Source organism: Chitinophaga sp. W3I9 (assembly GCF_050434025.1).
GTDB lineage: Bacteria > Bacteroidota > Bacteroidia > Chitinophagales > Chitinophagaceae > Chitinophaga.
In genome coordinates this window covers 755776-782229 of record NZ_JBNPWC010000001.1, presented here as the reverse complement: position 1 = coordinate 782229, position 26454 = coordinate 755776, and the positions used below count along the sequence as shown (strand labels likewise).

General features: G+C 47.4%; 15 protein-coding genes. 9 read left to right on the top strand and 6 right to left on the bottom strand.

Going from position 1 to position 26454, the window contains the following annotated elements:
- Window positions 1-17: 17 nt before the first annotated feature.
- On the bottom strand, window positions 18-1082 hold the full coding sequence (locus QFZ51_RS03430) for a hypothetical protein (protein WP_429043164.1): 1065 nt from the start codon (window positions 1080-1082) through the stop codon (window positions 18-20).
- A gap of 369 nt (window positions 1083-1451) precedes the next feature.
- On the opposite strand from QFZ51_RS03430, the gene gltB reads away from it, so the two are divergent.
- The 6 genes from gltB (at window position 1452) to QFZ51_RS03400 (ending at window position 17152) form a co-directional block, all read left to right on the top strand.
- Window positions 1452-5981, top strand: a complete 4530-nt coding sequence (gene gltB, locus QFZ51_RS03425; RefSeq protein WP_429043162.1) for a glutamate synthase large subunit — start codon at window positions 1452-1454, stop codon at window positions 5979-5981.
- Window positions 5982-6044: 63 nt separating this feature from the next.
- Entirely contained in the window at window positions 6045-7520 is a 1476-nt protein-coding gene (locus tag QFZ51_RS03420; RefSeq protein ID WP_079471497.1) for a glutamate synthase subunit beta, read from the top strand.
- Window positions 7521-7786: 266 nt separating this feature from the next.
- Window positions 7787-8398: a hypothetical protein gene (locus QFZ51_RS03415; RefSeq protein ID WP_429043160.1), complete on the top strand. Its 612-nt coding sequence runs from the start codon at window positions 7787-7789 to the stop codon at window positions 8396-8398.
- A 109-nt stretch (window positions 8399-8507) separates the two neighbouring features.
- Window positions 8508-9146, top strand: coding sequence for a DNA damage-inducible protein D (gene dinD / locus QFZ51_RS03410; protein WP_429043157.1), 639 nt, complete (start codon window positions 8508-8510; stop codon window positions 9144-9146).
- A gap of 457 nt (window positions 9147-9603) precedes the next feature.
- On the top strand, window positions 9604-14682 hold the full coding sequence (locus tag QFZ51_RS03405) for a translocation/assembly module TamB domain-containing protein (RefSeq protein WP_429043155.1): 5079 nt from the start codon (window positions 9604-9606) through the stop codon (window positions 14680-14682).
- Window positions 14666-17152, top strand: coding sequence for a BamA/TamA family outer membrane protein (locus tag QFZ51_RS03400; protein ID WP_429043153.1), 2487 nt, complete (start codon window positions 14666-14668; stop codon window positions 17150-17152). Before QFZ51_RS03405 ends, QFZ51_RS03400 begins: the two co-directional genes overlap by 17 nt.
- Before the next feature lie 46 nt (window positions 17153-17198).
- On the opposite strand, the gene QFZ51_RS03395 is transcribed toward QFZ51_RS03400, so the two are convergent.
- On the bottom strand, window positions 17199-18935 hold the full coding sequence (locus QFZ51_RS03395) for a thiamine pyrophosphate-dependent enzyme (RefSeq protein WP_429043152.1): 1737 nt from the start codon (window positions 18933-18935) through the stop codon (window positions 17199-17201).
- A gap of 150 nt (window positions 18936-19085) precedes the next feature.
- On the opposite strand from QFZ51_RS03395, the gene QFZ51_RS03390 reads away from it, so the two are divergent.
- Window positions 19086-19478 (top strand): septal ring lytic transglycosylase RlpA family protein, encoded by a 393-nt coding sequence (locus QFZ51_RS03390; protein ID WP_429043150.1) that lies wholly within the window; start codon window positions 19086-19088, stop codon window positions 19476-19478.
- 37 nt (window positions 19479-19515) lie between these two features.
- Here QFZ51_RS03390 and QFZ51_RS03385 read toward each other — a convergent pair whose 3' ends face one another.
- Both QFZ51_RS03385 and QFZ51_RS03380 read right to left on the bottom strand, forming a co-directional pair.
- Complete coding sequence (locus tag QFZ51_RS03385; RefSeq protein WP_429043147.1) at window positions 19516-19851, bottom strand: DJ-1/PfpI family protein; 336 nt, start codon at window positions 19849-19851, stop codon at window positions 19516-19518.
- A gap of 41 nt (window positions 19852-19892) precedes the next feature.
- The gene (locus QFZ51_RS03380; protein ID WP_429043145.1) at window positions 19893-20111 is read right to left on the bottom strand and encodes a DJ-1/PfpI family protein; all 219 of its coding nucleotides are present in this window, start codon (window positions 20109-20111) and stop codon (window positions 19893-19895) included.
- Between the two features lie 271 nt (window positions 20112-20382).
- Here QFZ51_RS03380 and QFZ51_RS03375 point away from each other — a divergent pair, with 271 nt between their 5' ends.
- Both QFZ51_RS03375 and corA read left to right on the top strand, forming a co-directional pair.
- A complete protein-coding gene (locus QFZ51_RS03375) occupies window positions 20383-21642 on the top strand; it encodes a DUF3472 domain-containing protein (protein WP_429043142.1) in 1260 nt (419 codons plus the stop codon).
- A gap of 304 nt (window positions 21643-21946) precedes the next feature.
- The gene (gene corA / locus QFZ51_RS03370) at window positions 21947-23053 is read left to right on the top strand and encodes a magnesium/cobalt transporter CorA (RefSeq protein ID WP_429043139.1); all 1107 of its coding nucleotides are present in this window, start codon (window positions 21947-21949) and stop codon (window positions 23051-23053) included.
- On the opposite strand, the gene QFZ51_RS03365 is transcribed toward corA, so the two are convergent.
- Window positions 23050-23556 (bottom strand): DUF2480 family protein, encoded by a 507-nt coding sequence (locus QFZ51_RS03365; RefSeq protein ID WP_370908872.1) that lies wholly within the window; start codon window positions 23554-23556, stop codon window positions 23050-23052. The genes corA and QFZ51_RS03365 overlap by 4 nt on opposite strands.
- A gap of 140 nt (window positions 23557-23696) precedes the next feature.
- Window positions 23697-25787 (bottom strand): peptidylprolyl isomerase, encoded by a 2091-nt coding sequence (locus QFZ51_RS03360; protein WP_429043136.1) that lies wholly within the window; start codon window positions 25785-25787, stop codon window positions 23697-23699.
- Window positions 25788-26454: the final 667 nt, after the last annotated feature.

Below are 26454 nucleotides of genomic sequence, written 5' to 3'. Positions count from 1 at the left end.
AGCGGGAAACAGGCGCATTAAAAAATCAGTGCGCCTGTTTCCATATCTATCGCGGTGGCTTCTGCAGGAAGTTTTAATTCCGGGAAGGCATCTGTGTGCTGCAGTGCAACAGTAGACCCCAGCAACCCGCCGGCAACGCCGCCCATTAAGGCCCCGCCTATAATAGCGCTTTGCCTCCTTTCATAGGCCGACAAATAAGAAGTGATCACATAGCCATAACCGCTGCGGGAAAGCCCTACCAGTGATTTATCATTGTATTTAAACACTGCCCCGTTTTTTACCACACCCCATAAGGCAGGAACAATTGTTTTCTGGCCATCGCCGGGAATAGCATACACCTTTACTTTGCCCGCTTTCCCTTTTGTTTCATATTGCAGGATATCAGGCTTGTTCTCCAGGAAACTGGCGAATGACAGGTATATACCATCGTTCATAACAGGGTCCTTCAGCGCCGGCAGTTCCCGCTTTTTTGCATAAATTCCTGTGGTCGCGGCATAGGAGAGTCCCGGCCCGGCGTCCGCCAGCACTGAATCCAGGACCCCGGCGCCGGCCGCATAAAATTCCTTGAATGCATTTGAGATATTGTTCCGGTGCTGGTGGGTTACATCAAAGCCATTGTTCAAATGTGTTATATCCATGGCTTTCAGCAATTTGTAGGTGTCGTCGCCAGTTTGTACGTAGGCGGTTGCTTTTACACGGACATAGGCTTTTTCTCCCATCATCTGGGTACGTTCCCCAATGCGAAGATCTTCTACCACCCATATAAGCCGGGGCTTACCGGGGGTGAATATGCCTCCGAAGGTATTGTTTACGAACTCCTGCAGGTACCTGCCCATTTCCTTATCGGGGATGGCTTCTGCCTTATTGTTGAAAAGCCCGGTTTGTAAAAAGCCAATGCGGGCAGTATCCCATACCGCGCTGACAATGGCAATTCCGGATACTTTCGCCTGCAGGCTGTCGGCGGTAAAGGGGGAGGCCTTCGCCAGGCTTACTTTTTTTTGTGAGATGGCAGCCGGCGCTTCGGCGGCATCCTGTGCGCGGGCCGGCAGCAGAAATCCGGCAGACACTAAAAACGCACTCATGAATAGCTTTGGGAGCATAAAATTGGTATAGGCGTTTATGTTAGTAAAGGGTATCCTTCAAATATAATACAGGGCGGTTGAAAAAGCACCTCGCACAAAAGTGTTATAATCCGGGTCGCTTTAAAGATGCCGGCCTGAGCCTTAAAATGGAACCAATTTGTCCTGAGGGAGCAGCCATTTTTTCAAATATTCTAACAATTACCGCCATCTTTTTATGTTTTTCTAAATTTTAACCGTCTAACAAAAGTTTATACAAAAAATACCGCGTTCCTTTAGTATCTTTAAACCGTTCCCGAATTATATCGTACACCATCACCCGCGGCGCAAGTCAGAAGGGAAGGGTGTGCCAAAGCAAAAAATCTAAACCAAATGGATGAAGTGAAGCAAACGCAAGGTTTATACCGTCCGGAATTTGAACATGATGCCTGCGGAACAGGTTTTACTGCCCACATCAAGGGTCGTAAATCCCACCATATTATACGTGATGCCTTAACCATGCTGGAAAACATGGAACACCGCGGAGCCTGCGGTTGTGAGCAGAACACGGGAGATGGTGCAGGAATACTGTTTCAAACGCCCCATGAGTTCCTGTATGATGAATGCCTGAAACTGGGCATCGCCTTACCGGAGTTTGGAAAATACGGTGTAGGCATGGTCTTCTTTCCGAAAGAGCCACGCTGGCGTGAAGAATGCCGTGAAATATTTCAACGCAGCGCAGAGAAACTGGGCCTGGAAATTCTGGGTTACCGTAAAGTACCGGTACGCCCGGATGGTATTGGTGAATCAGCCCTTTCTGTAGAACCGGAAATTGAACAGGTATTTATTGCCTGCCCTTATCATATCAGCGATCCGGAAATTTTTGAGCGCAAACTGTTTGTGCTCCGTAACTACGTTTCCAAAACCGTTCGCAATACCGTTCCTAAAGAGAAATCGCTGTTTTACATTGCGTCCCTCTCTTATAAAACAATTGTATATAAAGGTCAGCTGACCACCTACCAGGTGCGTCATTATTATACAGACCTCAGCGATGAGAAAATGGTGTCGGCTTTTGCCCTCATCCACTCCCGGTTTGCCACCAACACCTTCCCCAGCTGGAGATTGGCCCACCCTTACAGGTACATTGCCCACAACGGGGAAATCAATACGCTGAAAGGTAACCTTAACTGGCTCCGCGCCGGCGAAAGGGACTTTATTTCCAAATATTTCAGCAAAGAAGAGATGGAAATGCTGCTTCCCATCGTGGAAGAAGGCCAGTCCGACTCTGCCAGCCTGGATAATGTGATTGAGCTGCTCACCATGACCGGCCGCTCCCTGCCGCATGTAATGATGATGCTGGTACCGGAAGCCTGGGACGGCAACGAAGACATGGGCGAAGAAAAGAAAGCGTTCTATGAATATCATGCCTCCCTCATGGAGCCATGGGATGGTCCTGCTTCCATTTCTTTCACTGATGGTAAAATTATTGGCGCTACCCTGGATCGTAACGGTTTACGTCCGAGCCGCTTCGTGGTAACAAAAGACGATCGCGTAATCATGGCTTCTGAAGCCGGTGTATTGCCCATCGATCCAAAAAATGTTAAAGAGAAAGGCCGCCTGCAACCTGGTAAAATGTTTATCGTAGACATGGACCAGGGCCGCATCATAGGTGATGAAGAGTTGAAACAACAGATCTGCTCCCAGCAACCTTATGGCGAATGGCTGAATAAATATAAGATCCGCCTGGAAGAACTGCCGGAACCAAGAGTAACCTTTACTCACCTGGAACACGACCAGATCTTTAAATACCAGCGCGCTTTCGGTTACAGCACAGAAGACCTGGATCACATCATTGCCCCAATGGCAATTGATGGCAAGGAACCTGTTGGCTCTATGGGTACAGATACCCCGCTGGCAGTACTGAGCAATCAGCCACAACATCTCTGTAACTATTTCAAACAATTATTTGCACAGGTAACCAACCCGCCGATTGATCCTATCAGGGAAAGACTGGTGATGTCGCTGGCTACTTTTGTAGGCAACAACGGTAACCTGCTGGATGAAGATCCGCTGCACTGCCATGGTTTGGCGCTGCGCCACCCGATCCTCAACAACCACGAACTGGAAAAGATCCGCAGTATCGATACCGGCTTATTCCAGGCCAAAACATTGCATACCTATTTCAAGGCAGACGGTAAGCCCGGCTCCCTGGAAAAAGGATTGGCCCGCTTATGCCGCTACGCGGTAGACGCCGTGGAAGACGGTTTTGAAGTGATCATCCTTTCTGACCGTGCTATCGACTCAGAACACGCCGCCATTCCATCTATCCTGGCTGCATCCGCCGTTCACCACCACCTGATCCGCAAGGGTTACCGTGGTCAGGTAGGACTGATCGTGGAAGCCGGTGATGTTTGGGAAGTACACCACTTTGCCTGCCTGCTGGGCTTTGGCGTAACCGCCATCAACCCATACCTGGCCCTCAGCACCATCCGCGATATGAAGCTGAATGGCAAACTGGACACCGCGCTCGACGTAGATAAACTGAAGAAAAATTATATCAAAGCTATCTGTGACGGCCTTCTGAAAGTATTCTCAAAGATGGGCATCTCCACCCTGCAATCATATCAGGGTGCACAGATCTTCGAAATATTGGGTATCAACCAGGCAACTGTTGATAAATATTTCACCGGCGCCGTTTCCCGTATCCAGGGATTGGGACTCGATGAAATTGCCCGTGAAACACTGGCTAAACACTGGATGGGCTACGGTCGTAAAGAAACACCGGTGCAGCGTTTAACAGAAGGTGGCGTATATCAGTGGAAACGTAAAGGAGAATTCCATCTCTTTAACCCCACTACTATTCACTACCTGCAACTGGCTACCCGTATGGGCGACTATGCTGCTTTCAAAAAGTATTCAAAAGCAGTAAACGATCAAAGCGAAAAAGCAGCCACTTTACGGAGCCTGTTTACGTTTAAAAAGAATCGTCCTTCTATTTCCATTGATGAAGTAGAACCAGCATCCAGCATCTTCAAGCGTTTTGCTACCGGTGCTATGAGCTTTGGATCTATTTCCCATGAGGCACACTCTACACTGGCCATTGCCATGAACCGTATCGGCGCAAAAAGCAATACCGGTGAGGGTGGGGAAGATGAGCTGCGTTATGAATTGCTGGAAAACGGCGACTCTATGCGTTCTGCCATCAAACAGGTTGCCAGCGCCCGTTTCGGGGTTACCAGCTACTACCTGACCAATGCCGACGAATTACAGATTAAAATGGCGCAGGGTGCAAAACCCGGCGAAGGCGGGCAGTTGCCCGGCCATAAAGTGGATGAGTGGATCGCAAAAGTAAGGCACTCCACACCCGGTGTGGGCCTCATTTCTCCGCCTCCTCACCACGATATTTATTCTATTGAGGATCTGGCACAGCTGATCTATGACCTGAAAAATGCTAACCGTGCCGCCCGTATCAGCGTGAAGCTGGTATCCAAGGCTGGTGTTGGTACTATCGCTGCCGGTGTTGCAAAAGCACACGCCGATGTGGTACTGGTTTCAGGTTTCGATGGCGGTACCGGCGCTTCTCCTGAAAGCTCCATCAAACACGCAGGTTTGCCATGGGAGCTCGGTTTGGCCGAATCACACCAGACCCTCGTAAAAAATAAGCTCCGCAGCAGGGTAGTACTGCAAACAGATGGCCAGCTGAAAACCGGCCGCGACATTGCGATTGCTACCTTATTAGGTGCTGAAGAATGGGGTGTTGCTACCGCTGCCCTCGTGGTAGAAGGTTGTATCATGATGCGTAAATGCCATGTAAACACCTGTCCTGTTGGTGTGGCTACACAGGATCCTGAACTGCGCAAACGCTTCACCGGCGATCCGCAGCACGTGGTAAACCTGTTCACCTATCTCGTGGAAGAACTCCGCGAAATCATGGCTGACCTGGGCTTCCGCACCATCAATGAAATGGTGGGTCAGGTAGAATGCCTCCAGATGCGTGATAACATCACCAACTGGAAAACACAAAAACTGGATCTGTCACCGATCTTATATAAAGAAGAAGCTTCTGCCGAAACCGGCCTGTACAAACAGGAAGAACAGGATCACGGCATCAGCGAAGTAATCGACTGGCAACTGCTGAAGGCTGCACAGCCTGCACTGGAAAAGAAAGCCAGGGTATATCAGCAGTTCCCTGTAAAAAATACAGATCGTACCATCGGCACCATCTTGTCTAACGAAATATCCAAATGCTACAAGAGCGAAGGATTACCGGAAGACACCCTGCATTTCAAATTTATCGGATCTGCAGGCCAGAGCTTCGGCGCTTTCACCACCAAAGGGTTAACGCTGGAACTGGAAGGGGAAGCCAATGACTACTTCGGTAAAGGCTTGTCTGGCTCCAAACTGATCCTTTATCCACACGGAGAAGCAGGATTCAAGGCGGAAGAAAATATCATCGCAGGTAACGTTTGCTTCTATGGAGCAACTTCCGGTGAAGCTTTCATCCGCGGTAAGGCTGGCGAGCGTTTCTGTGTACGTAACTCCGGCGCTACCGTAGTAGTAGAAGGAGTGGGTGATCACGGATGTGAATACATGACCGGTGGTAAAGCGGTGATACTGGGTGAAACCGGCCGCAACTTCGGAGCAGGTATGAGCGGTGGTATTGCCTTTGTATACGATGTGAAAGGCACTTTCGCCAACTACTGCAACCGGGATATGATTGACCTCGATCCGCTGGATCAGGCAGATGTAGCCATGTTGCAGGATCTGATCACAAAACATCTCGCCTACACAAACAGCACCGTGGCGAAGTTTATCCTGAAAGACTGGGAAAACCAACTGCGTCATTTTGTGAAAGTGTTCCCGAAAGAATACAAGGCAGCGTTGAAATCAGACAAAGTACAGGGTCAGAAAGTAGGTCACTAATTGAACAATTAACATTCATCATCAAAATATCCCTTGCAGGTAAGGGACTTGTGGAGGAAAATTATGGGTAAACCTACAGGATTCCTGGAATTTACACGCGAGCTGCCCGGGAAAGCGGATCCCCGGGAAAGGGTTGGTCACTATAATGAATTTGTAGAACGCTTCCCCGATAATAAATTAAATCAGCAAGCAGCCCGCTGTATGAACTGCGGCGTGCCTTTTTGCCACAGCGGATGCCCGCTGGGTAATGTGATACCGGAATTTAACGATGCCGTATACCGCCAGGATTGGAAAGAAGCGTATGATATACTGTCCTCGACCAATAACTTCCCGGAATTTACCGGACGTATTTGCCCGGCTCCCTGCGAAAGCGCCTGTGTGCTCGGTATTAACCAGCCCCCGGTAGCTATCGAGGAAATAGAAAAACACATCATTGAAGTAGCTTTCGATAAAGGTCTGGTACAGGCAAAAGCGCCCCGTATGCGTACCGGCAAAAAAATAGCTGTTATTGGTTCCGGCCCCGCCGGTTTAGCCGCAGCAGCACAGTTGAACTATGCCGGCCATACCGTTACCGTGTTTGAACGCGATGATGCACCTGGCGGACTTTTACGCTACGGTATTCCGGACTTCAAACTGGAAAAATGGGTAGTAGACCGCCGTGTGAAACTGATGGAAGAAGAAGGCGTGGTGTTTCAATGCAATGCCAATGTAGGCGTTAACGTTAGTACCAATGATCTGCTGAGAGAATACAACGCAATTGTACTGGCTGGTGGTTCCACCATTCCACGCGACCTCCCTATCCAGGGCCGTGAGCTGAAAGGCGTACACTATGCGATGGACTTCCTGAAGCAGCAGAATAAAAGAGTAAGCAATATTGCAGTAGAAGGCAGCGATATACTGGCAACCGGCAAAAATGTAATTGTAATTGGTGGTGGTGATACCGGCTCCGATTGTGTGGGAACCAGTAACCGTCATGGCGCCAACAGCGTTACACAGCTGGAGTTATTACCAAAACCTCCGGGCGAACGTACGCCGTATATGCCATGGCCTACCTACCCGATGGTCTTAAAAACATCGTCTTCCCACGAAGAGGGAGCAGACCGTAAATGGGCCATCGCTACCAAATCCTTTATCGGGGATGATAACGGCCACCTGAAAGCCCTGCGCCTGGTAGACCTGCAATGGACCGCCAGCGCCGACGGCAGACCGGCAAAATTCACGGAAGTACCCGGATCAGAAAGAGATGTACCCTGCGAACTGGCCTTACTGGCTATGGGCTTCGTACATCCGCAGCATACCGGCTTACTGGATCAGCTGGAAGTGGAAAGAGATGAACGCGGTAATGTAAAAGCTACCGAAAAAGACTACCTGACATCTATTCCTAAAGTGTTCACTGCCGGCGATATGCGCCGCGGACAGTCACTGGTGGTATGGGCAATAAGCGAAGGTCGTGAGTGCGCAAGAAAAGTGGACGAATTCCTGATGGGCAGCTCCCAACTGGAAAGCAAAGACCATTCACTACAGGCAATGGCTTTATAATTCAATTATGTAAATCAAATTTTTTCTCATAAGCAGGTTTAGATTTTGTTGTAACCTTCAGCCGGGCCGGGTTTTTACCCGGCCTATATTTTTTTTAAAAAGACAGGATTCCCTCCCGGAAAGCAACCTGCTTCTGCTTAATGCCTGCCATTAATGCCACCCCTCTCGTGATTTTAAAGACATAATTCAAACATCAGCAGAAACAAAGCCGGTGTTCAGCTATTTCCGGCGAACCTCACTCCCTAAACCCAATACATTTGTTTATTATGAAACAACTGTTGTGTTTTTGGAACCTGCTGTTGCTCGGTATTTCCGTAGCAGCGCAAAATGTGCTGATTACAGACGCACCTCAACTAAAGAAAGGCCTGTATAAAACCTTTGAGGAATTTCAATCAAATAATCCTTCGGAAGAGGGAGACCTGGTAATAAAAAACCGCAGCTCCGCCGCGCAGATCTATCTGCTGGCCAACAGGAATGAATTGGTGCTCCGGGATGGCGCCGGCCAGGAACACAAACTGAAAAACTACTGGGGCTTTTGCGACGGAAGGAACATCTACATCAAAGACAACGGTCTTAATAAACTACAGGAAATCGGCTACTACTGCATATATGCCTTACACGGCATCCAGCCCTCCCGGGGATATTTAAACCAGGCGGATATGACAACAAACAGCATCAGCACACCGGTAGTGCTCAAAAAAGTGCTGAATGTGGTGACAGGCCAGATACTGGAACTATCTGCCTACAATCTCAAAAAATATATTCTCCCCCAGGACAGCGTATTGCTCGATGAATTCAGGGGCGACAGGGAAAAGAAAGATCAGCTGGAGTATTATATCTTCCGGTTTAATCAACGGAATAAACCCGGAATAAAGTAATTATTCTTCTTTCAAAATGATACTGTTTAAGTTTCGTTAACCCACTGCTGTTATGGCTTTGGTATATTGTGCCTATCACAATATTGTAAGATAAATAAACATTTTTTTCATGAAAAAAGAATTGATCGAAGCGTTGTTTAAACAATTTGAACAGGCTTGTTATGAACACAAAGGTATCGAATGCTGGAGCGCCAGGGAATTGCAGCAAATTCTTGGCTATTTAAGATGGGAAAATTTTTTCAAAGTCATTGAAAAGGCAAAGAATTCCTGCGAAAACAGTGGGATTATTGTTTCCGATCATTTTCGTGATATCACGAAAACGATCGCTGTTCCCAAAGGAGGCCAAAGGCAACTTCAGGACATCGCACTTACCCGCTACGCCTGCTACCTGATCGCTCAAAGTGGCGACACCCAAAAAGATCCGATTGCATTTGCACAAACCTACTTTGCCGTGCAAACCCGCAAACAGGAAATTGTTGAAAAAAGATTGCTGGATATTGACCGTATTAATGCCCGGGAAAAGCTATCGAAGTCAGAAAAGGCATTATCCGGTATTATTTACGAAAGAGGGGTGGACGATAAAGGATTTGCCCGGATCCGTTCGAAGGGCGATGAGGCTCTTTTCGGAGGATTTACCACCCGCGATATGAAGAGAAAACTGGTCATTCCCGAAAACAGGGCATTGGCCGACTTCCTTCCCACTATTACCATTAGCAAAAGACCTCGCCACAGAACTCACCAGTCATAATGTACTGGAAAAAGACCTGAAAGGAGAAGAGGATATTACCGAAGAACATGTTGACAACAATACCGCCGTTAGAAATGTGCTCCTGGAAAGAGGTGTAAAACCAGAAAGCCTTCCTCCGGCAGAAGATGTGGATAAAGTAAAAAGAAGAATTGAAAAAGAAGATAAAAATGCCCTGAATCAGGATAACTAAGTAATAAAAAACAACCCGTCCGGTCCATTTCCTTTTCGCCAATCTGTGCATATTACTACTCACCCCATTCTGTTTCCATCGCCAAAAAAAGTATGTCCGTTACCGTATTTGATGTATTCTTGCAATAACGATTCGTTGCCGGTACCTGAGGTATGGATTTTGTTGTACCCGCAGGCATGCGCCCGGTTGCACTATCCTGCCGGCAAAGTAAACCATAAACGTGCTTTTGCGTTTATATTCAGTAATTTACTTTTGTAATACATCATAGTGACAGAACCAGCAGAAACCGGAGAAAAACACGGCCGCCCCTGGTGGCGATGGCTTATATGGATTATTGTTGCGGTGCTCCTATTGCCCGTAATGGCTGTTTTATTATTACAACTGAACGGCGTCCAGAATTACTTAAGAGAACAGGGAGAATTATACCTCCGGAAAAAACTGCACACCAAAGTGCAGATCGGATACCTGCGCGCACGTGGCTGGCAGTACCTGGAATTACGGAATGTATATGTGGCCGACACCGCCAACCAGGCACTTTTTTACACCGGCTCCCTCAAAGTACATTACAACCTCCTGTCGCTGATCAGCAATGAACTGAAAATAGATAAACTCGAGTGGGACACCCTGCTGGTAAATGCCTACCGGCACCCCGGCGATTCCGCCTTTAATTACCAGTTTGCCATAGATGCCTTTGTAACCCCTTCCGGGGATAAGGATACCCTGGCGCCGGAAACCGGCACCACCTTGCAATTCCGGCTGAAAGACATTTCATTTCGTAAAGTGAAAGTAAGCTATGAAGATGCGCAGGGCGGCATGTCTGCAGTGCTCACCTGGGATAGTTTACACATTGATCCGGACGACCTCCTCATAGATGATGGCATTTACGCGTTCAGGGGCATCACCCTCGATGGACTGAAAGGCTTTTTCCGGCAAAAGTACATCGCCCCGGCTGTTACCTCTGCCGCCCCGCCGCCACCACCGGCCGATACCAGCAGCGCATCACTCCATCTGCTCCTGAAAAAACTACAGATCAACAACAGTCATTTCCTGTATGCAGATGAAGGCTCCGGTATTACCACCGCCTGGAAAATAGGCGCCCTGCAATTACGCAACAGCAACCTGGACCAGGACTCTACCCGTATACAGGTGGGCGATCTTTCCATCAGCAACACCGCTGGCCTGGTAATGATGGTTGCCGGAAAGGATTCCGTTCCCGCCGCGCCAAACGATACCACGCCAAATACCTGGCAGGTATTTGCCACCCAGGTAAATCTTGATAAACTTGCCCTGCGCTACGATAACGGTGGCCCCGCACCCAAAGCCGCGGGACCAGATCCTGACTATAATCACCTGCTGCTGACTCAATTCTCCAGTAAAATCAGCCATATCCGGTATAAGCCGGATAGCATTATGGTGGGAATAAAATCATTGACTGCCCGGGATAAGTCCGGTTTTACCATCCGCAAAGCCAATATGGACGTATTGTTCACGCCTTATACACTGGCGCTGCGCAACTTCCTGCTGCAAACCAATAAAAGCATTTTCCGCAAACAGATCATCGTAACAGTGCCTTCCTGGTCCGGCATTTCCGACCATCTGGACCAGCTCGGACTGGATGCCAATCTCGATTCTGTGCATGTAGCCCTGGGAGAATGGCTTCCTTTCGTTCCCAACGCACGCAAAAACAAATCATTCGACCAGCTATGGAATAAACAACTAACGCTGGCGGCTATATTAAAAGGAAACCTGGGAGAACTGAATATTAAACAACTCTACGTCAACGATCATGAAGGCAACCTGATCAAAACAGACAATGGCCAGGTGCTCCATGCTACAAACCCGGATCTGCTCAGCGCCGATCTTCCTGCGCTTTATATACAAACGGGCAACAAACCCTTGCGCGCCTGGCTACCCGCGGGTACCCTCCCGGATACGCCACGCCTACCGGAAAACATGCTGATTACCGGTATGTTCAAAGGCGGCATGAAGGATCTCGTTACCCAATTACAACTGAAAAGCGAAACCGCCAACGCCAATATCAACGCACGCCTCGTCAATATTACCGACAGCATCCGCAGCAGCTACACCATCAGCATTCCATACTTCCGCATAAACCCGGGAGCAATGCTATACGATACTACCTACGGCTGGATGTCCGGCAAACTGAGCGCTACCGGTGAGGGCTATACGCTAAAACAAATGGTGGCCAAAGCCACCGCACAACTGGATGAAGCTACCTATAACGCCTATACGTACCACGACGTAAGCGTGATCGCCGGTATCAACAAAGGCGATTTTGAAGCACAGGGCGAAAGCGCAGATAGCAGCATCACCGCCACTTTCGATATCAGCGGGCAAATGGTGGATACTACCATCCAGGGGCTGAAAGTAAATATGGAACTGGCCAAAGCCGACCTTTATGCCACCCATTGGTATTCAGAACCGTTAACGATACAGGGCAATCTCCTGGCAGACTTCAACAGCATAGAACCACAGCGCATAGAAGGCAATGCCTTTTTAACAAAATGGCAGATAGCCACACAAGGACAGGTATTTCCGCTGGACAGCATCTCCCTGGTAGCCGAATACAAGGATCAGCAATACCTTACCCTTAAAAGTCCGTTCGGCCTGATCAGCGCCAACGGCCATATCGATTATACAAAAGTGGGGGCCGCCTTCGCCAATATTATCAATAAACCATTGATGCCGGCCGATTCTGGCGCTATTGTACAGGTCCCTCGCGGACAATCACTGCAGTGGAATGCTTCTTTACAGTGGCCAAAGAATTTACAGCAGATGATTCCAACACTACGCATGGAAGTGCCGCTGGTGATGAATGGCCGCCTCAACAGCGACAGCAGCCTGCTGATCGCAAACGCATATCTTCCGAAAATTAATTATGATTCCCTGCAGGTCGACAGCCTGCGCATAGGCGTATCTATCCAGGACACCTCTTTGCGGCTCGGGGCATCTTTGGCCCGCATGGCGCACCCTACATTCCCGCTGCAACATACCTATCTTACGGCTTATGCCAACACCGGTGTGGTTGACTTTGACGTAGTACTGGATGATGTTAAACGGCAACCCAAGTATAAACTGGGCGGCATTTTTACTTTCCTGAAAGATAATGCCATGCAGCTGTCACTCAAACCCGGACTGTTGTTAAACAAACAGGAATGGACCGTGGCAGAGAACAATATTCTCCGGATGAAAAATGGCGCACCGGATACGGCGAATATCAAACTGTCGCAGGGCGATCAGTCCATCCAGGTGGCCACCAAGCCTGATACCAGCGCCACTCCTGCACTCCAGGCCAACATCGCCAATTTTAAATTGTCGACCATCACCGCCCTACTGGCAACAGACACCCTGCTGGCCAACGGCATCCTGAATGCAGAAGCGACTGTACGTAACTGGAACCAAACACCACTGATTCACGCCACGCTGAAAGTAGACAGTCTAACGGTGAAGAATACACGCATGGGAACATTGGACGCTAATGTGGAAAACAGCGGCCCTGGCCAATATAAACTTACAGCCGGATTAACCGGCAACGATAATGATGTAAAGGTGGATGGCACCTACGACACTACTATCAATGCCCAGCTGGATATCAATAAACTGAGCATCGCCTCGTTGGAACCATTCACGATGGGCAATGTTACCAAAATGTCCGGCAGTGCCTCCGGGCAATTCAATATTACAGGTACGCCGTCGGCCCCCAAAGTATTGGGAAGCCTGCATTTCGATAATGCTGCAGGCATGGTAACCATGATCGGCAGCACTTTCCATTTACCGGATGAAGATATCGTACTGGACGAAAGAGGAATACAACTGAATAACCTGGTAATAGCCGACAGCGCCAATAATGAACTGGTGGTAGATGGCCGCATTAATACCAGGAATTTCACCCGGTATAGCTTTAACCTCGATGTTACTGCCGATAACTTCATGGCTCTTGGCCGGCAGCAAAACCCGGACCAGTGGATTTATGGACCCGCTTATATAGATAGTAAAGTGAAGATCCGCGGCACACTCGACCTGCCGAGAATTGATGCCATCGTAAAGCTGCGCGACAAATCCAGCGTTACCATGACGCTGCCGCAAGAGGAGCCGGGACTCGCCAACAGGGAAGGCGTGATCGAATTTGTGGATAAATCCAATCCTGTCGATTCTGCACTGCTCGCCCGTGAAGATAGCCTTCGGTTTAAAACCACGCGGTTAAAAGGCATGTTCTTATCCGGTAACCTCGATATTACTCCGGAATCTGTCCTTAAAATTATCATCGATTCACAAAACGGTGATTATGTACAGGCAAAAGGTACCGCCAGCATTAATGCCACGCTGGATCCCAGCAGTAAGTTAAGTCTTACCGGCCGCTACGAAATAACGGAAGGTAAATACGAGATGTCACTGAACCAGCTCATTAAACGCTCTTTCGATATAGAAAAGGGCAGCTTCGTATCGTTCAATGGAGACGCTACCAGCGCCGACCTGGATATCACCGCCAAATACACGGTGAATGCGCCGGCCTACGACCTGGTGGCAGATCAGCTTCAAAGCATGTCTGCCGAACAACGAAATACCTATAAACAACGGATGCCCTTCCAGGTATACCTGATGATCAAGGGCAACCTCATGAAGCCCGATATCAGCTTCCGCCTGGACCTGGCAGAGAACGACAGGAATACCCTGAACGGAACACCATATAACCGCCTGAAACAAATTAACCAGGTGCCCTCTGAGCTGAATAAACAGGTAATGGGACTGCTGGTGCTGAACTCCTTTATCCCGGATGACCCTATGAGTACACTCGATGGCGGCTCCGGCGGTGGAGTAGGACAGGCAGCGAAAAACAGTGTAAGTAAAATACTTTCACAACAGCTCAATAACATGGCGGGCAACCTGATCAAAGGAGTGGATCTCAACTTCGACCTGCAGAACCAGGAAGATTATTCCTCCGGCTCCGCACAGGAATCCACCAACCTGAAAGTTGGCGCCTCCAAACAGTTATTTAATGATCGCTTAACCGTTTCCGTAGGTTCCAATATCATGTTGCAGGGAAGCCAGCAAAATGCCAGCTCCCTGATCGGTGATATCTCCGTAGAATATAAACTTACCCGCGACGGACGTTACCGGATAAGGGTATATCAGCGCAACGACAGTCAAACAGTGCTCGAAGGACAGGTAGTGGAAACAGGAGTTGCCTTTGCACTGATCATGGATTATGATGAATTCCGCGAAATTCTGCAGCGGTCTAAAACTGATACTAAAAAACAGCGGTTACGCGATACCAAAAAGAAGAACGATAAAAATACGACAACGCCTGATGCGAAAAGTAAGTAGCCATATCATTATTTGCTGTAGCCTGTTATGCCTGGTAATCCTGGCAGTCAGCTCCTGCAGTACCACACGTACCGTACCTGAAGGAGACCGGCTATATACTGGCAGCGACGTAAAATGGATCACTGACACCATTACTAAAAAAAGACCGAAAGATTATAGCTCGCTCATGGAAGGAATGGATAAAAGAATCCGTCCCAACAGGAACCGTAAATTTCTCGGTATGCCCATTAAGTTGTGGCTGTATAATTTAGGCAATGAACCCAAAGGGAAAGGATTGAACTACCTGCTGCGAAGAAAATGGGGGGAACCGCCCGTGTTGCTGAGCCAGGCAAAACCCGACTACACCTCACAGGTATTGGAAGAATACCTGGTGGATAACGGCTATTTCCAGGCCGGCGTTGTTTCTGCCATTAAGTTATCTGGCAAGAAAAAAGCTTCCATCAAATACACAGCCACTCCCAATCACCGGTATACCATTAAAAGTGTCACCTATTTGACAGATAGTAGTGCCATCGGTAAAACCGTTACTTATACCAAACCGGAAAGCTCTTTGATCATTGGCGCCAATTATTCGCTCGATTCAGTTAAAGCCGAACGGGAACGGATACACGCCGCGTTGAAAGAACAAGGTTATTATTATTTTACACCTGATTATTTACTGGTACAGGTAGATAGTACCAATAGCGGTACGGTTGACCTCTTTGTAAAGATAAAAGACAACACGCCACTGCTGGCGCTCCGGCCTTACAGGATGCATGACATCGTTCTGTTCCCGGACTATTCGCTGGATAACGACTCCGCTTCTACACAGGGAACTCCGGTAAGATATAAAGGCATTTACATTGTAGACTCCGCCCACCGGTTTAAATCATCCGCATTCGACCGCTCCGTGTTTTTGCGGCCGGACAGCCTGTATCGCCTGAGTTCACATAATATCACCCTGCAAAGACTGATTAACCTGGGCGTATTCAAATTTGTAAAGGGACAATTTTCGCCGGTAAGGGATACCTCTATTCACAACTTAGTGGGCGGCGGCCCCAATGTTACCGGCAACAGGGACAGCTCCAGGCGGCGCGATACCTCCGGCAGGAACCTGAACCGGCGCGATAGCACCTACGCCCGTGATACCTCCCAGGCCAACAACTACAGGGCCATGGTAAACAACCGGGTGGCACTCGACAGCGGGTGGCTGGATGCAAAACTTTTCCTTACGCCATATAAACGCCGTTCCCTTCAAACAGAACTACGTGGTACCTCTAAATCTAACGGGTTCATTGGATCACAAATACAGATTACCGCTAAAAATCGCAACTGGCTTCATTCTGCAGCATTGCTTGAAATTGGGTTGCGTGGCGGACTGGAATGGCAAACCGGTAATAAAAATGCAGGAGGCTCCAATTCGTATGGCCTCGGTGCAGAAGCTGCTGTTACTTTTCCGAGGTTCATCACACCCTTCCGTGGATTGAACATCCGTACACCCTATGTACCTAAAACAAGAATAAGCGCCAGCTATGAGTTATACAGCCGCGCCGATCTGTATAACCTTAACGCATATACGCTACAGCTGCAATACCTGTGGCAACGGACACAATACCTGAGTCATATCTTTGCACCCGTTGCGCTTACCTATGTGTTGCCTACCAAAACAACACCGGCATACGACAGTATCCTGGCAAACGATCCAAGTCAGCGCAACGCTATTGAAAAACAATTTATCCTCGGCGGCAACTATACGATCACCTACAATAACCAGCAAGCCAACCGAGTACACAGTTTCTACCTGAGCGGCAATATAGATATCTCAGGAAACATTGCCGGGTTGATCATTCCGAAAAATGATACCGGGCAAAAAACATTACTTGGGAATTCATTTGCGCAGTATGAAAGATTCACTGCAGAAGCGCGCCACTACTGGCAGCTGGGCAAAGGCAAACAATGGGTAAACCGCCTGTTGATTGGATACGGTTTACCATATGGCAACTCAGCCACCCTGCCTTTTGTAAAACAGTTTTTCACCGGTGGTAGCAGCAGCATCCGGGCATTCAGGGCGCGTACCCTCGGTCCGGGATCTTATCACAACCCCGCCGTGGATACTTCCGCCTTGCTGGCTAATGAAGCCGGCGATATCAAGCTGGAATTCAACTCTGAACTGCGGGTGCACGTGGCCAGTGTGTTTAATGTGGCAGCCTTTGTGGATGCCGGTAACATCTGGTTACAGAAAGATGTTCCGGACAAGCCGGGTAGTAAATTTGCCTTCAATACTTTTTATAAAGACATTGCCGTTGGCGGTGGGGTAGGTTTGCGCATTGATGCCTCTATTGTAGTAGTACGCCTCGATCTGGCTATTCCATTCCGTGTTCCTTACCTGCCGGAGAACGAACGCTGGGTGTTTGATAAAATAGATTTCAGCGATCCCGACTGGCGCAAAAAGAATCTCATTCTTAACATTGCCATCGGTTATCCGTTTTAATATTATGGGGAGATGGTCCTGAAATCATCTCCCCATAAATTCATATTTACAGCACATCTTTCAGGTGCTTGTAGTTCGACTTCACCGCATCAAATACATCTTCATATCTTCCGCTGAGGATCAGTTTCCCCATCCAGAGCGCAAATCCTTTCATCTGGGCAAATTCCACTTTTGGCGGCATAGCCAGGGACTCCGGATTAGTAAATACATTTACCAGCACGGGTCCTGCCGTTTTTGCTGCCTGGGCCAATATGCTTTCCACCTCTTCCGGTTTACGGATGGTAAACGCTGTGAAGCCCATGGCCACTGCTACCGCCCCAAAATCAGGATTCACCATGTCCGTTTGCCAATCGGGGAGCCCCGCCACTTCCATCTCCAGCTTCACCATGCCCAGGGCGCGGTTATTAAACACGATTACTTTTACCGGCAGTTGATATTGTTTAATGGTCATCAGGTCGCCCAGCAACATTGTTAACCCGCCATCACCGCACAAGGCAAACACTTCCCGGCCCGGTTGCGCCAACGCAGCTCCTATTGCCTGCGGCATGGCATTCGCCATAGAGCCATGGTTAAAAGATCCCAGCAAGGTACGTTTGCCGGTGCCTTCCAGGTACCTGGCTGTCCAAACATTGGTCATGCCCGTATCTACAGTAAAAATAGCGTCATCTGCTGCAATTTTATTGAGGGTAGCCGCTACATACTCAGGGCTGATGGCGTTCTCCTTGCCGGTGTCTTCTACATAAGTCTGCATTTTCTTTTGCACTTCCCGGTAAAATGCTACCATTTCGTCCAGGAATTGCCGGTCGGTATTTTCCTTTAGCATTGGCAGAAGCGCTTTCAGTGTATCTGCAATATCCCCGCACAAACCTAACTCCAGTGTGGCCCTGCGGCCAAGCCTTTCCGGCTGGATATCTATCTGGATAATCTTCGCCTTCTCAGGAATAAATGGCGTGTACGGAAAATCTGTTCCCAGCAGTAACAACACATCGGCTTCATGCATGCTTTTATAAGCCGATGCCAATCCCAGCAAACCCGTCATGCCCACTTCGTTGGGATTATTGTACTGAATACCCATTTTTGCGCGGAACGAGTATGCAATAGGCGCTTTTAACAACTGCGACAAAGCCACTACTTCATCGTGTGCTTCTACGGCGCCCAGGCCGCAATAGATCGCAATTTTCTTCGCATCGCCGAGTAACCCGGCCAGCTGCTTTAATTCTGGTGCCGACGGACAAACAACGGGCTTAGGATGATACAGCTTCGTGGCAGTAGGGATCTCCTTTGCATCAGCGGCTGCTACATCCCCCGGCAATCCTAAAACGGCTACGCCGTGCTTATGCACCGCATGCTGTAAGGCAGCCTGCAACATGCGGGGTGCCTGCTCGGCTGTTGCCGCTACCTGGTTATAATGACTGCAATCGTCAAACAACTTAATGGTGTTGGTTTCCTGGAAATAGTCGCTGCCAAATTCATTGGTAGCGCAGGTAGACGCAATGGCTACCAGCGATGCGCCCGACCGGTGCGCATCATACAATCCATTGATCAGGTGAACATGCCCGGGTCCGCTGCTGCCGGCACAACAAGCCAGCCCGTTCAGCTGTGCTTCCGCTCCTGCAGCATAAGCCCCCACTTCTTCATGCCGGACATGAATCCATTGGATCCGTCCATCACGACGCACAGCATCGTTGATGTGATTCAAACTGTCGCCGGTTACCGCATAAATGCGCTTGATACCGGCATTTGCCAGCATATCTACTAATTGATCCGCTACAAGTGTTGCCATAAGTAATTTGTTAGGATGAGTGCCAGATAAAAACAGCTGACCTCTCACATTGTTCAGCCGCCTGCCATTCATCAAATTCCCCGCCACGAGCTACTGAAAGCGTCGGGAAATTGACTTATTTTTAGGTCATTGTCTAAATCGCTATCCGTCATGTATATCCCTGCACCCTCACAACACAATTGGGTATTGCTGTTCATTATCCTGATAATGACAGGCGCCTCTTCCTGTAGCCGGAAAATTACCGAAACCGGGAAAGCATCCTATTATGCCAACTCATTCGATGGAAAACGTACCGCAAGCGGCGAAACCTTCCACCAGCGGTCGCTTACCGCCGCACATAAAACACTTCCTTTCGGAACGCGCGTTACTGTTATCAATATCGCAAATGGAAAAAGCGTAAAGGTTCGTATCAATGACCGCGGACCGTTTGTACCAGGGCGCATTATTGATCTGTCGCACAAAGCCGCCTCCAAAATAGGCATGCTGAACACTGGGGTGGCTAATGTAGAAGTGAAATACAAAAAGAAGAAAAAGAAAAAATAAAAGCAGGAGTGAGGTTGCTCACTCCTGCTCCCGGGTATTATCCCAATTGATGTACACCATCTTTACGTGCTTCATTGCCGCGCTGATCATGCGGGCCCTCTGCAATTTCTTCAATCATCTTCTTACAAAACGCAGGTAAATCCTTTGGCGTACGGCTGGTAACCAATCCCTTATCGGTCACCACTTCTTCATCCACCCATAATGCACCTGCGTTTTCAAGATCCGTTTTTAAAGACGGATAAGACGTTACCTTCCGGCCATCAAGTTCATCGGTTTCAATCAGCGTCCAGGGACCGTGGCAAATGGCGGCAATAGGTTTGCTTTCGTCGAAGAAACCGGTAACAAAAGCCACCACGCGGTCATTGGTACGCAAACGGTCTGGGTTCATTACACCACCGGGCAATACCAACGCGTCTACGAAGATGCCACCACTTCTTTTATGTCCTTGTCCACCGGGTAGTCCTTTCCCCAGTCTTTTTCTGCCCAGGCACGAACAGTTTTCCCTTCGGGAGAAATAATATCTACTGTAGCGCCTGCCTCCTTCAGCGCCTCCACGGGCTTTGTAAGCTCCACTTCTTCAAATCCGTTTGCTACCAAAACCGCTACTCTCTTATCTTTTAACTGGTTTGCCATAAAATAATATTTTATAGTTTTTGGAATATGCTGCCTCCGCAGATAAATACCGCGGCAGCATCCCATCTGCCACAAAAACAATTCCCTTTGCGTTCCCTTACGTGCACGGTACCTCTCACAAGATCAGCACGTTTGCGCCTGTATAAATTAATGCACATACCGTTGATTGCATGGGATATAAAAAGGAATCTCATTCGATTGTAATTTTTTTCCGGCAAAATTGCATTTGGAAGCAGATGCAGCTTTATTTGTTGACATACAATTAAGAACAATGAACAAGAAAACACTCCTTGCAGCATCGCTGGCTATTTGCTTTGCTGCCAACAGGGCCTTTGCTCAGGCGCCTGTGGCTGAGCTTCCCGGCTTTGCCGCCTATGCCGATCCGGTGGAAGAACATGTAGAAATCAGTGAACGCCGCGGCGTTGTAAACTGGACGGATAACAGCAATACCGTTAATTTTTATTTCCATGTGGCGAATCCCGGCACCCTCAAAGTGTCGTTACTGGCAAAAACCGATGCAGAAAGTAAGGTATCTGTTTCCGTAAATGGCGCTCAAAAAGTAGTAAGCATACCTAACAATACAGATTTTGTAACGGTACCCGTATTACAAACAACAATAAAAAAAGCAGGTTTTTACTGTGTGTCATTGAAAGGAGTGGAGAAGAAGGGAAGTATATATGCAGATGTAAAAAGCGTAAGCCTTTCCGGATCCGCGGTAAAAGATATGCAGTATAACGCCAAACCCTGGCGCCGTGCGGCTTCTGTACATTTAAACTATCCTGTTCCCGAAGGTAAAAATGTAGAATGGTTTTATGGAGAAATTAAGGTGCCGGAAGGAGAAGATAAACTGGGTACCTATTTCATGTCCTGTGGTTTTCACAGGGGCTATTTTGGTATGCAGGTAAATTCTCCCACAGAAAGAAGAATTATTTTTTCTGTATGGGACGCCGGTGGAGAACCAGAGGAACGCAGCAAGGTAAAGTATGAAGACCAGGTAGTAATGCTGGCAAAAGGAGACAGTGTAGACGCCAGCGGGTTTGGCGGCGAAGGCACCGGTGGACATAGCCATTGGGTGTACAACTGGAAAGCCGGGGACACCTATCGTTTCCTGATGCACAGCGTGCCAACGGGAAATACCACTACTTACACCGCATACTTTTATGTGCCGGAACACAAAGAGTGGAAACTGATTGCCAGCTTCAGGGCGCCAAAAGACGGAAAGTACATGGGACACCTTTATTCCTTCCTGGAAAATTTCTCTTTTGAAAATGGTCATCTTGGCCGCAAAGGATATTTCGGTAACCACTGGATTAAAACCAATACCGGCGAATGGATAGAACTTACCAAGGCCAAATTCTCCAATGATGCCACCGCTAAAGCAAAAGACAGGCTTGATTATGGCGGCGGCTCAGAAAACGGATGGTTCTATTTATGGAACAGTGGTTTCAAACCAGCCAATGCACAGTATGGCGATTTGTTTGAACGCCCTGCCACCGGCACTCCTCCGGTAATTGAGTTGCCAAAGTTCTAAGGATATTGTTATCCTTCACCGAATTTGAAAAAAAGTCGCCCGGCTGTAAATATGCCGGGCGACTTTTTTTATCTCTCTAAAAAAATAATCTCATTTATCAAACATCTACAAATAGTCCACATGTCCTATAGGATTTAAATTACGCATATATTTTCGGCACCGTACGAGTGATTTCAAACAACCGCGGCACCTAATCCCTTTCCCTTCAAACAAATAGAATTAACCCGGTATGATAGTTCCGCTCACTACTATTAACGGATTTTTGCTTTAAATTCGGTAATCAATCCTGCTAACATCAGCATATATGGCCTTCAAAAATAAATTGCCTATTCCCGGCGTAGTACAAGTACTAAACCCGTTCAAGGTGAAGAAGCAACGCATCATGAACTTTAATCCGGCGGAAGGAGTCCCATCCCGCAAGCCGGTGGAAAAAACCAAGATCACCGTTTTTGATTATAATATTAATCTTTGCTCAGAGCTGGTGCTGAACAAAATAGAGGACACCTTTAAATATGCCAACGCTCCCCAATTAAGCTGGATCAACATTGATGGTATCAGGAAAGAAGAGGTGCATGCGGTATGTGAACAATTCATCATCCACCCGTTACTTGAGGAAGATATTCTGAGTGTGGGCCAACGGGCAAAGATGGATGAAATCAATGACCGGATGTTTTGTTTGCTTCCCATGATTTATTTCAATAGTGAAACCTCATCTATCGACCTGGAACAGGTGAGTATTGTACTGGGCAGAAACTTTGTGATCTCTTTCCAGGAGGACCCTGCACGGGATGTATTTGACCCTGTACGGGCCAAACTGCTGATAACCGGATCGAGGATCCGCAATGGTGGCGCCGATTACCTCTGTTATTCATTGCTGGATGTAATTATTGATAATTACTTCATTGTTATGGATAAGCTGGGGGAACGGATTGAAATGATGGAAGACCTGGTTCAACATCAACCCAACACCCGTACGTTGGCGCGGATTAATTATTTACGCCGCCAGGTTTTCCTGTTCAAGCGGGCTATTGCTCCGGTAAGGGAGTTGGTAAATGGCTTTCTGAAAAGTGAGAGCGATCTGCTGGATGATAAAGTAACTAAATACTACAAGGACATCTACGATCACATCATTCAATGTAATGATCTGGCGGATAACTACCGCGATATGGTGCTGAACTTACAGGAGATGTATCATACGCAGTTGAACCTGAAGATGAATGAAATCATGAAAGTGTTGGCGGTGGTAACTACATTAATGGCGCCGCCAACACTGCTTGCTGGTATCTACGGAATGAATTTTCAGCATATGCCTGAACTGGCATCCCCCAATGGATATTATTTTACATTGGGAGGTATGGGGATATTATTGGTGCTGATGGTATTATTTTTCCGGAAAAGAGGCTGGTTTTAGCTTTTCTTCTTATACACGGGCACGGTGGAGCAAGGCTCTCCATACATAATACTCTTTACTACCGGGCGCAACAGGCGTGTAATTTCTGCGTAAGCAATTTCTCCTACCCGTTTATCACCGCATCCTTTAATAACAATTCTTTTATCTGCAAAAGCGGAAAGGTCAATTTCTCCCAGGTTTCTGAGATATAATGTATTGTGTATAAATGCTGCGTCTCCGAAAGCAGCATAGGCCGCCACCGGTTCCAGGTTGGTCATCACCAGCATATAAGCCCATAAAGGAATAACGGCGTCTGCAGAGCAAATAAGCCCCACGTTCTTTCCGCGGTATTGCTCCCAGTCGTGCGACTGCATAGCCGCCCGGAAATCCTTTTCTTTCAGAATGAGCTCCATAAACAGGTAATCCTTCATATCAAAAACAACAATTTCCCCTTTTGGGTAAAACTGTTCTAAATCAATGGTTTCCAGTCCACTCTGCGCTACTTTATTTATGATTTCTTCCATTTTTGTCCCTATTTAAGAATACAAATTTACGAATATCGGCGCAGGAATAGGAATAAGGGCAGAAAGGCACTAAAAGGGGGAAATAAAAAAGGGAAGCAGTAGTGCTTCCCTTTTCTTATGTCAGTAAAAAATGTAGTGATTTAGAAGAATTTACCACGGGTATCCTTCACATCGCTCTTCTTTTTCAGCACTTCGAACAGCTGTTGATCCAGCATGGATTTAACACCTTGTTCGTAAGCCGCCTGTTGGGAAGCGATATCCTGGGCTGGTTGGGCAGACGGCTGGAAGCTGTCTACTTTAATCACATATACACCTGCATTACCTTCAATTGGAGCAGATACTTTTGCAGTACCCCAGTTCTTATTGAAAGATGCGCCGGCAACACGTGGCTCAAAGCCGAGGGAAGCGATGAATGGAGTAGCGAAAGAAACGCCTTCTGCATTCAGCACCGGTTGGTTAGTAGATTTAGCCGCTGCATCCAGGGTAGCCGGAGTTTGCAGTTTAGCGATGATCTGTTCTGCTTTCTTGTGTTTCTTAACTTCAGCTTCTACCTGGGGACGTACATCTGCGAGCGGAGCAGTACCTTCTTTACGTACATTGGTTAAAACAGCCACTACGTATTTATCATCGAAGGTAAATACCTTGCTTACATCACCTTGTTTGGATTCGTAAGCCCAGCGTACCAGTTCGCGTGATTGTCCGATACCGGGGATCACGAAATCCATTGGACGTACATTATCGGCGATTCTTTTATTCAGCTTTTCCTGTTGTACTGTTTTTTCAAAAGCAGCAGCAGTACCGCTTTTACCTGCGAAACCGCTGGCAGCGCTAAATGCGTTGTTGTTAGTTTCTTTGCTGGCCTCTACAGATTTACCGAGATACGCTACTTTAATAGCAGGACCAATATTTTTCTGATCCAGGATCTCAATAACATGGTAACCAAACTGTGTTCTTACTACTTTCACCTGGCCTTTTGAACCATCGAAGGCGAAGTCTTTGAATTCAGGAACAAATTGGGAAGATGGAGTCAACTCGTATTCACCACCGGTTTGTTTGCTACCCGGATCATCGGAAAACTGGTCAACCAGGGCTTTAAAGTCTGCGCCGCCTTTTACAGCCAGCTCAAGGCTATCTGCACGTTTTTTAGCGATGGAATCCGGTAAACCACCCTGAGCGCCGGAAGCGATAAGGATATGGCGTACTTTTACGCTGTCGGGCATATTTTTACGATCAATCATTTTCGCAAAAACGATCAGGTTATTATCGTAGTATGGTCCGAAAACAGTTCCTACAGGCAGATTCACGATAGAATCCTTCATCGGAACTTTTGCTTCATTTTTGGAAATATATCCGTCGTAATATTTAATATCTGAATTACGGTTGATAAAACCGGCGATATTGTCTTTTGTGGTATCCAGTTCCAGCTTCATCGCCATTATCTGCTGAATAGCAGCTGCTGAGTCGGCAGCAGAAGGGATAGCGTCAAAGGATACATATTCAATTTTACGGGACTCTTCCACTTTAAACAGTTGTTTGTGATCCTGGATAAAGCGATCGAGTTCTGCATCAGTTACTTTAATAGTGGAATCGGAGATGGTAGCATAGGGAACGCTTACATAAGATACAGTCGCTGTTTGGCTGTTATCTTTTTGCTGTTGCGCTGCCAGCCATTTTGGATAGTAGATACCTTGTTTAACAAGGGTCACGTATTTCAAACGCTCCTGGTATTTCGCAATATAGCTTTCCAGCTGGTGTAAGCCTTCACGGATCTGTGGATTGCTGCCTGCCTGTGAAATAGCCTGTTGCAAAGCATTACGGTCAAACTGGCCATCGCGGGTAAATTGCTGCACCACAACCGGGTTAGGGTTTTTACCTTTGATTTGGTCTACCACTTCTGCCTCAGTTACGTCGATACCCAATACTTTGTATTGAGCCTGCATAATTTGTTCATTCAGAAATTCGTTCCAAACCTGCTCGCGGATATACTGACGGGTCTGTTCGTCAATATTAGGCATTTGCTGACGCGCGTTGTTTTCTGCGTCCTGAATTCGACGTTGATACTCTGCCAAATCGAGATCTTCACCATTTACTTTACCCACGCTGGTATCGCGACGGGATAGAGAACTTTTGCCAAAAAAGGCATCCTGCAACAGGAAACTAACAATAGCCAGGCAAATCACTACAACGATCATGACGGCGTACTTGTCCCTGATTTTCTGAATTACTGACATATATTATATAGTCTACATTTTTAAGGATAGCAAAAATAGAATAAATAAACTGTAACTGCAAAAGAGTATTTTTTACTCTGAAACTCAATACAGTAAAGGGTTCCAGGTGCTTATAACACTTTTGTGGGCTATGTAACATTCACAGGTTTTCCACATGAAGGGCCAATTAACATCTTCCTTTTTTTTGTGGGCCCAATATTTTTAAACACTGATTACAGCAGGTATTTGGCCGAAATTAAGTGTCAAAACCTAAAAAAAGGTTATTCACAAATGTGAAAAAAGCAGATTTTCTAATTCACATAAATTTGTGAATAAAACGGGGCTAAATTAGCCCCGTATGCATTTTGACCATTTTTCATCCCCAAGAGATTCTTTTCCACAATTGATGTGTAAAAACCCCTGTAAAACGCAAAATAAGGTGGGAAAAGGTGCCTCTGTTCACAGGTAAAACTAATTTTGTTATTGTGGTTAAATTTACCCTTAAAAACCCGGAGGTGGAAATGTGGATACGAAATGTCTTCTTTTAACATTTTCCTAATACACTACACACGAAAAAGATTTTAACCTTGGAGGATATCCACGTATGTGGATGAAAGTAGTAAAACCCAGTATTGGCGCGGAAATGGCATGTTAATTTCGTGTGGAAAGCGTAATAAAAAGGAATAAC

Excerpts from the sequence above, each read along its gene's own strand:
- QFZ51_RS03420 (WP_079471497.1), top strand. The coding sequence starts at position 6,045 with ATGGGTAAACCTACAGGATTCCTGGAATTTACACGCGAGCTGCCCGGG.
- corA (WP_429043139.1), top strand. The coding sequence starts at position 21,947 with ATGGCCTTCAAAAATAAATTGCCTATTCCCGGCGTAGTACAAGTACTA.
- QFZ51_RS03430 (WP_429043164.1), bottom strand. The coding sequence starts at position 1,082 with ATGAGTGCGTTTTTAGTGTCTGCCGGATTTCTGCTGCCGGCCCGCGCA.
- dinD (WP_429043157.1), top strand. The coding sequence starts at position 8,508 with ATGAAAAAAGAATTGATCGAAGCGTTGTTTAAACAATTTGAACAGGCT.
- gltB (WP_429043162.1), top strand. The coding sequence starts at position 1,452 with ATGGATGAAGTGAAGCAAACGCAAGGTTTATACCGTCCGGAATTTGAA.
- QFZ51_RS03400 (WP_429043153.1), top strand. The coding sequence starts at position 14,666 with ATGCGAAAAGTAAGTAGCCATATCATTATTTGCTGTAGCCTGTTATGC.
- QFZ51_RS03375 (WP_429043142.1), top strand. The coding sequence starts at position 20,383 with ATGAACAAGAAAACACTCCTTGCAGCATCGCTGGCTATTTGCTTTGCT.
- QFZ51_RS03390 (WP_429043150.1), top strand. The coding sequence starts at position 19,086 with ATGTATATCCCTGCACCCTCACAACACAATTGGGTATTGCTGTTCATT.
- QFZ51_RS03360 (WP_429043136.1), bottom strand. The coding sequence starts at position 25,787 with ATGTCAGTAATTCAGAAAATCAGGGACAAGTACGCCGTCATGATCGTT.
- QFZ51_RS03395 (WP_429043152.1), bottom strand. The coding sequence starts at position 18,935 with ATGGCAACACTTGTAGCGGATCAATTAGTAGATATGCTGGCAAATGCC.
- QFZ51_RS03415 (WP_429043160.1), top strand. The coding sequence starts at position 7,787 with ATGAAACAACTGTTGTGTTTTTGGAACCTGCTGTTGCTCGGTATTTCC.
- QFZ51_RS03365 (WP_370908872.1), bottom strand. The coding sequence starts at position 23,556 with ATGGAAGAAATCATAAATAAAGTAGCGCAGAGTGGACTGGAAACCATT.
- QFZ51_RS03380 (WP_429043145.1), bottom strand. The coding sequence starts at position 20,111 with ATGGCAAACCAGTTAAAAGATAAGAGAGTAGCGGTTTTGGTAGCAAAC.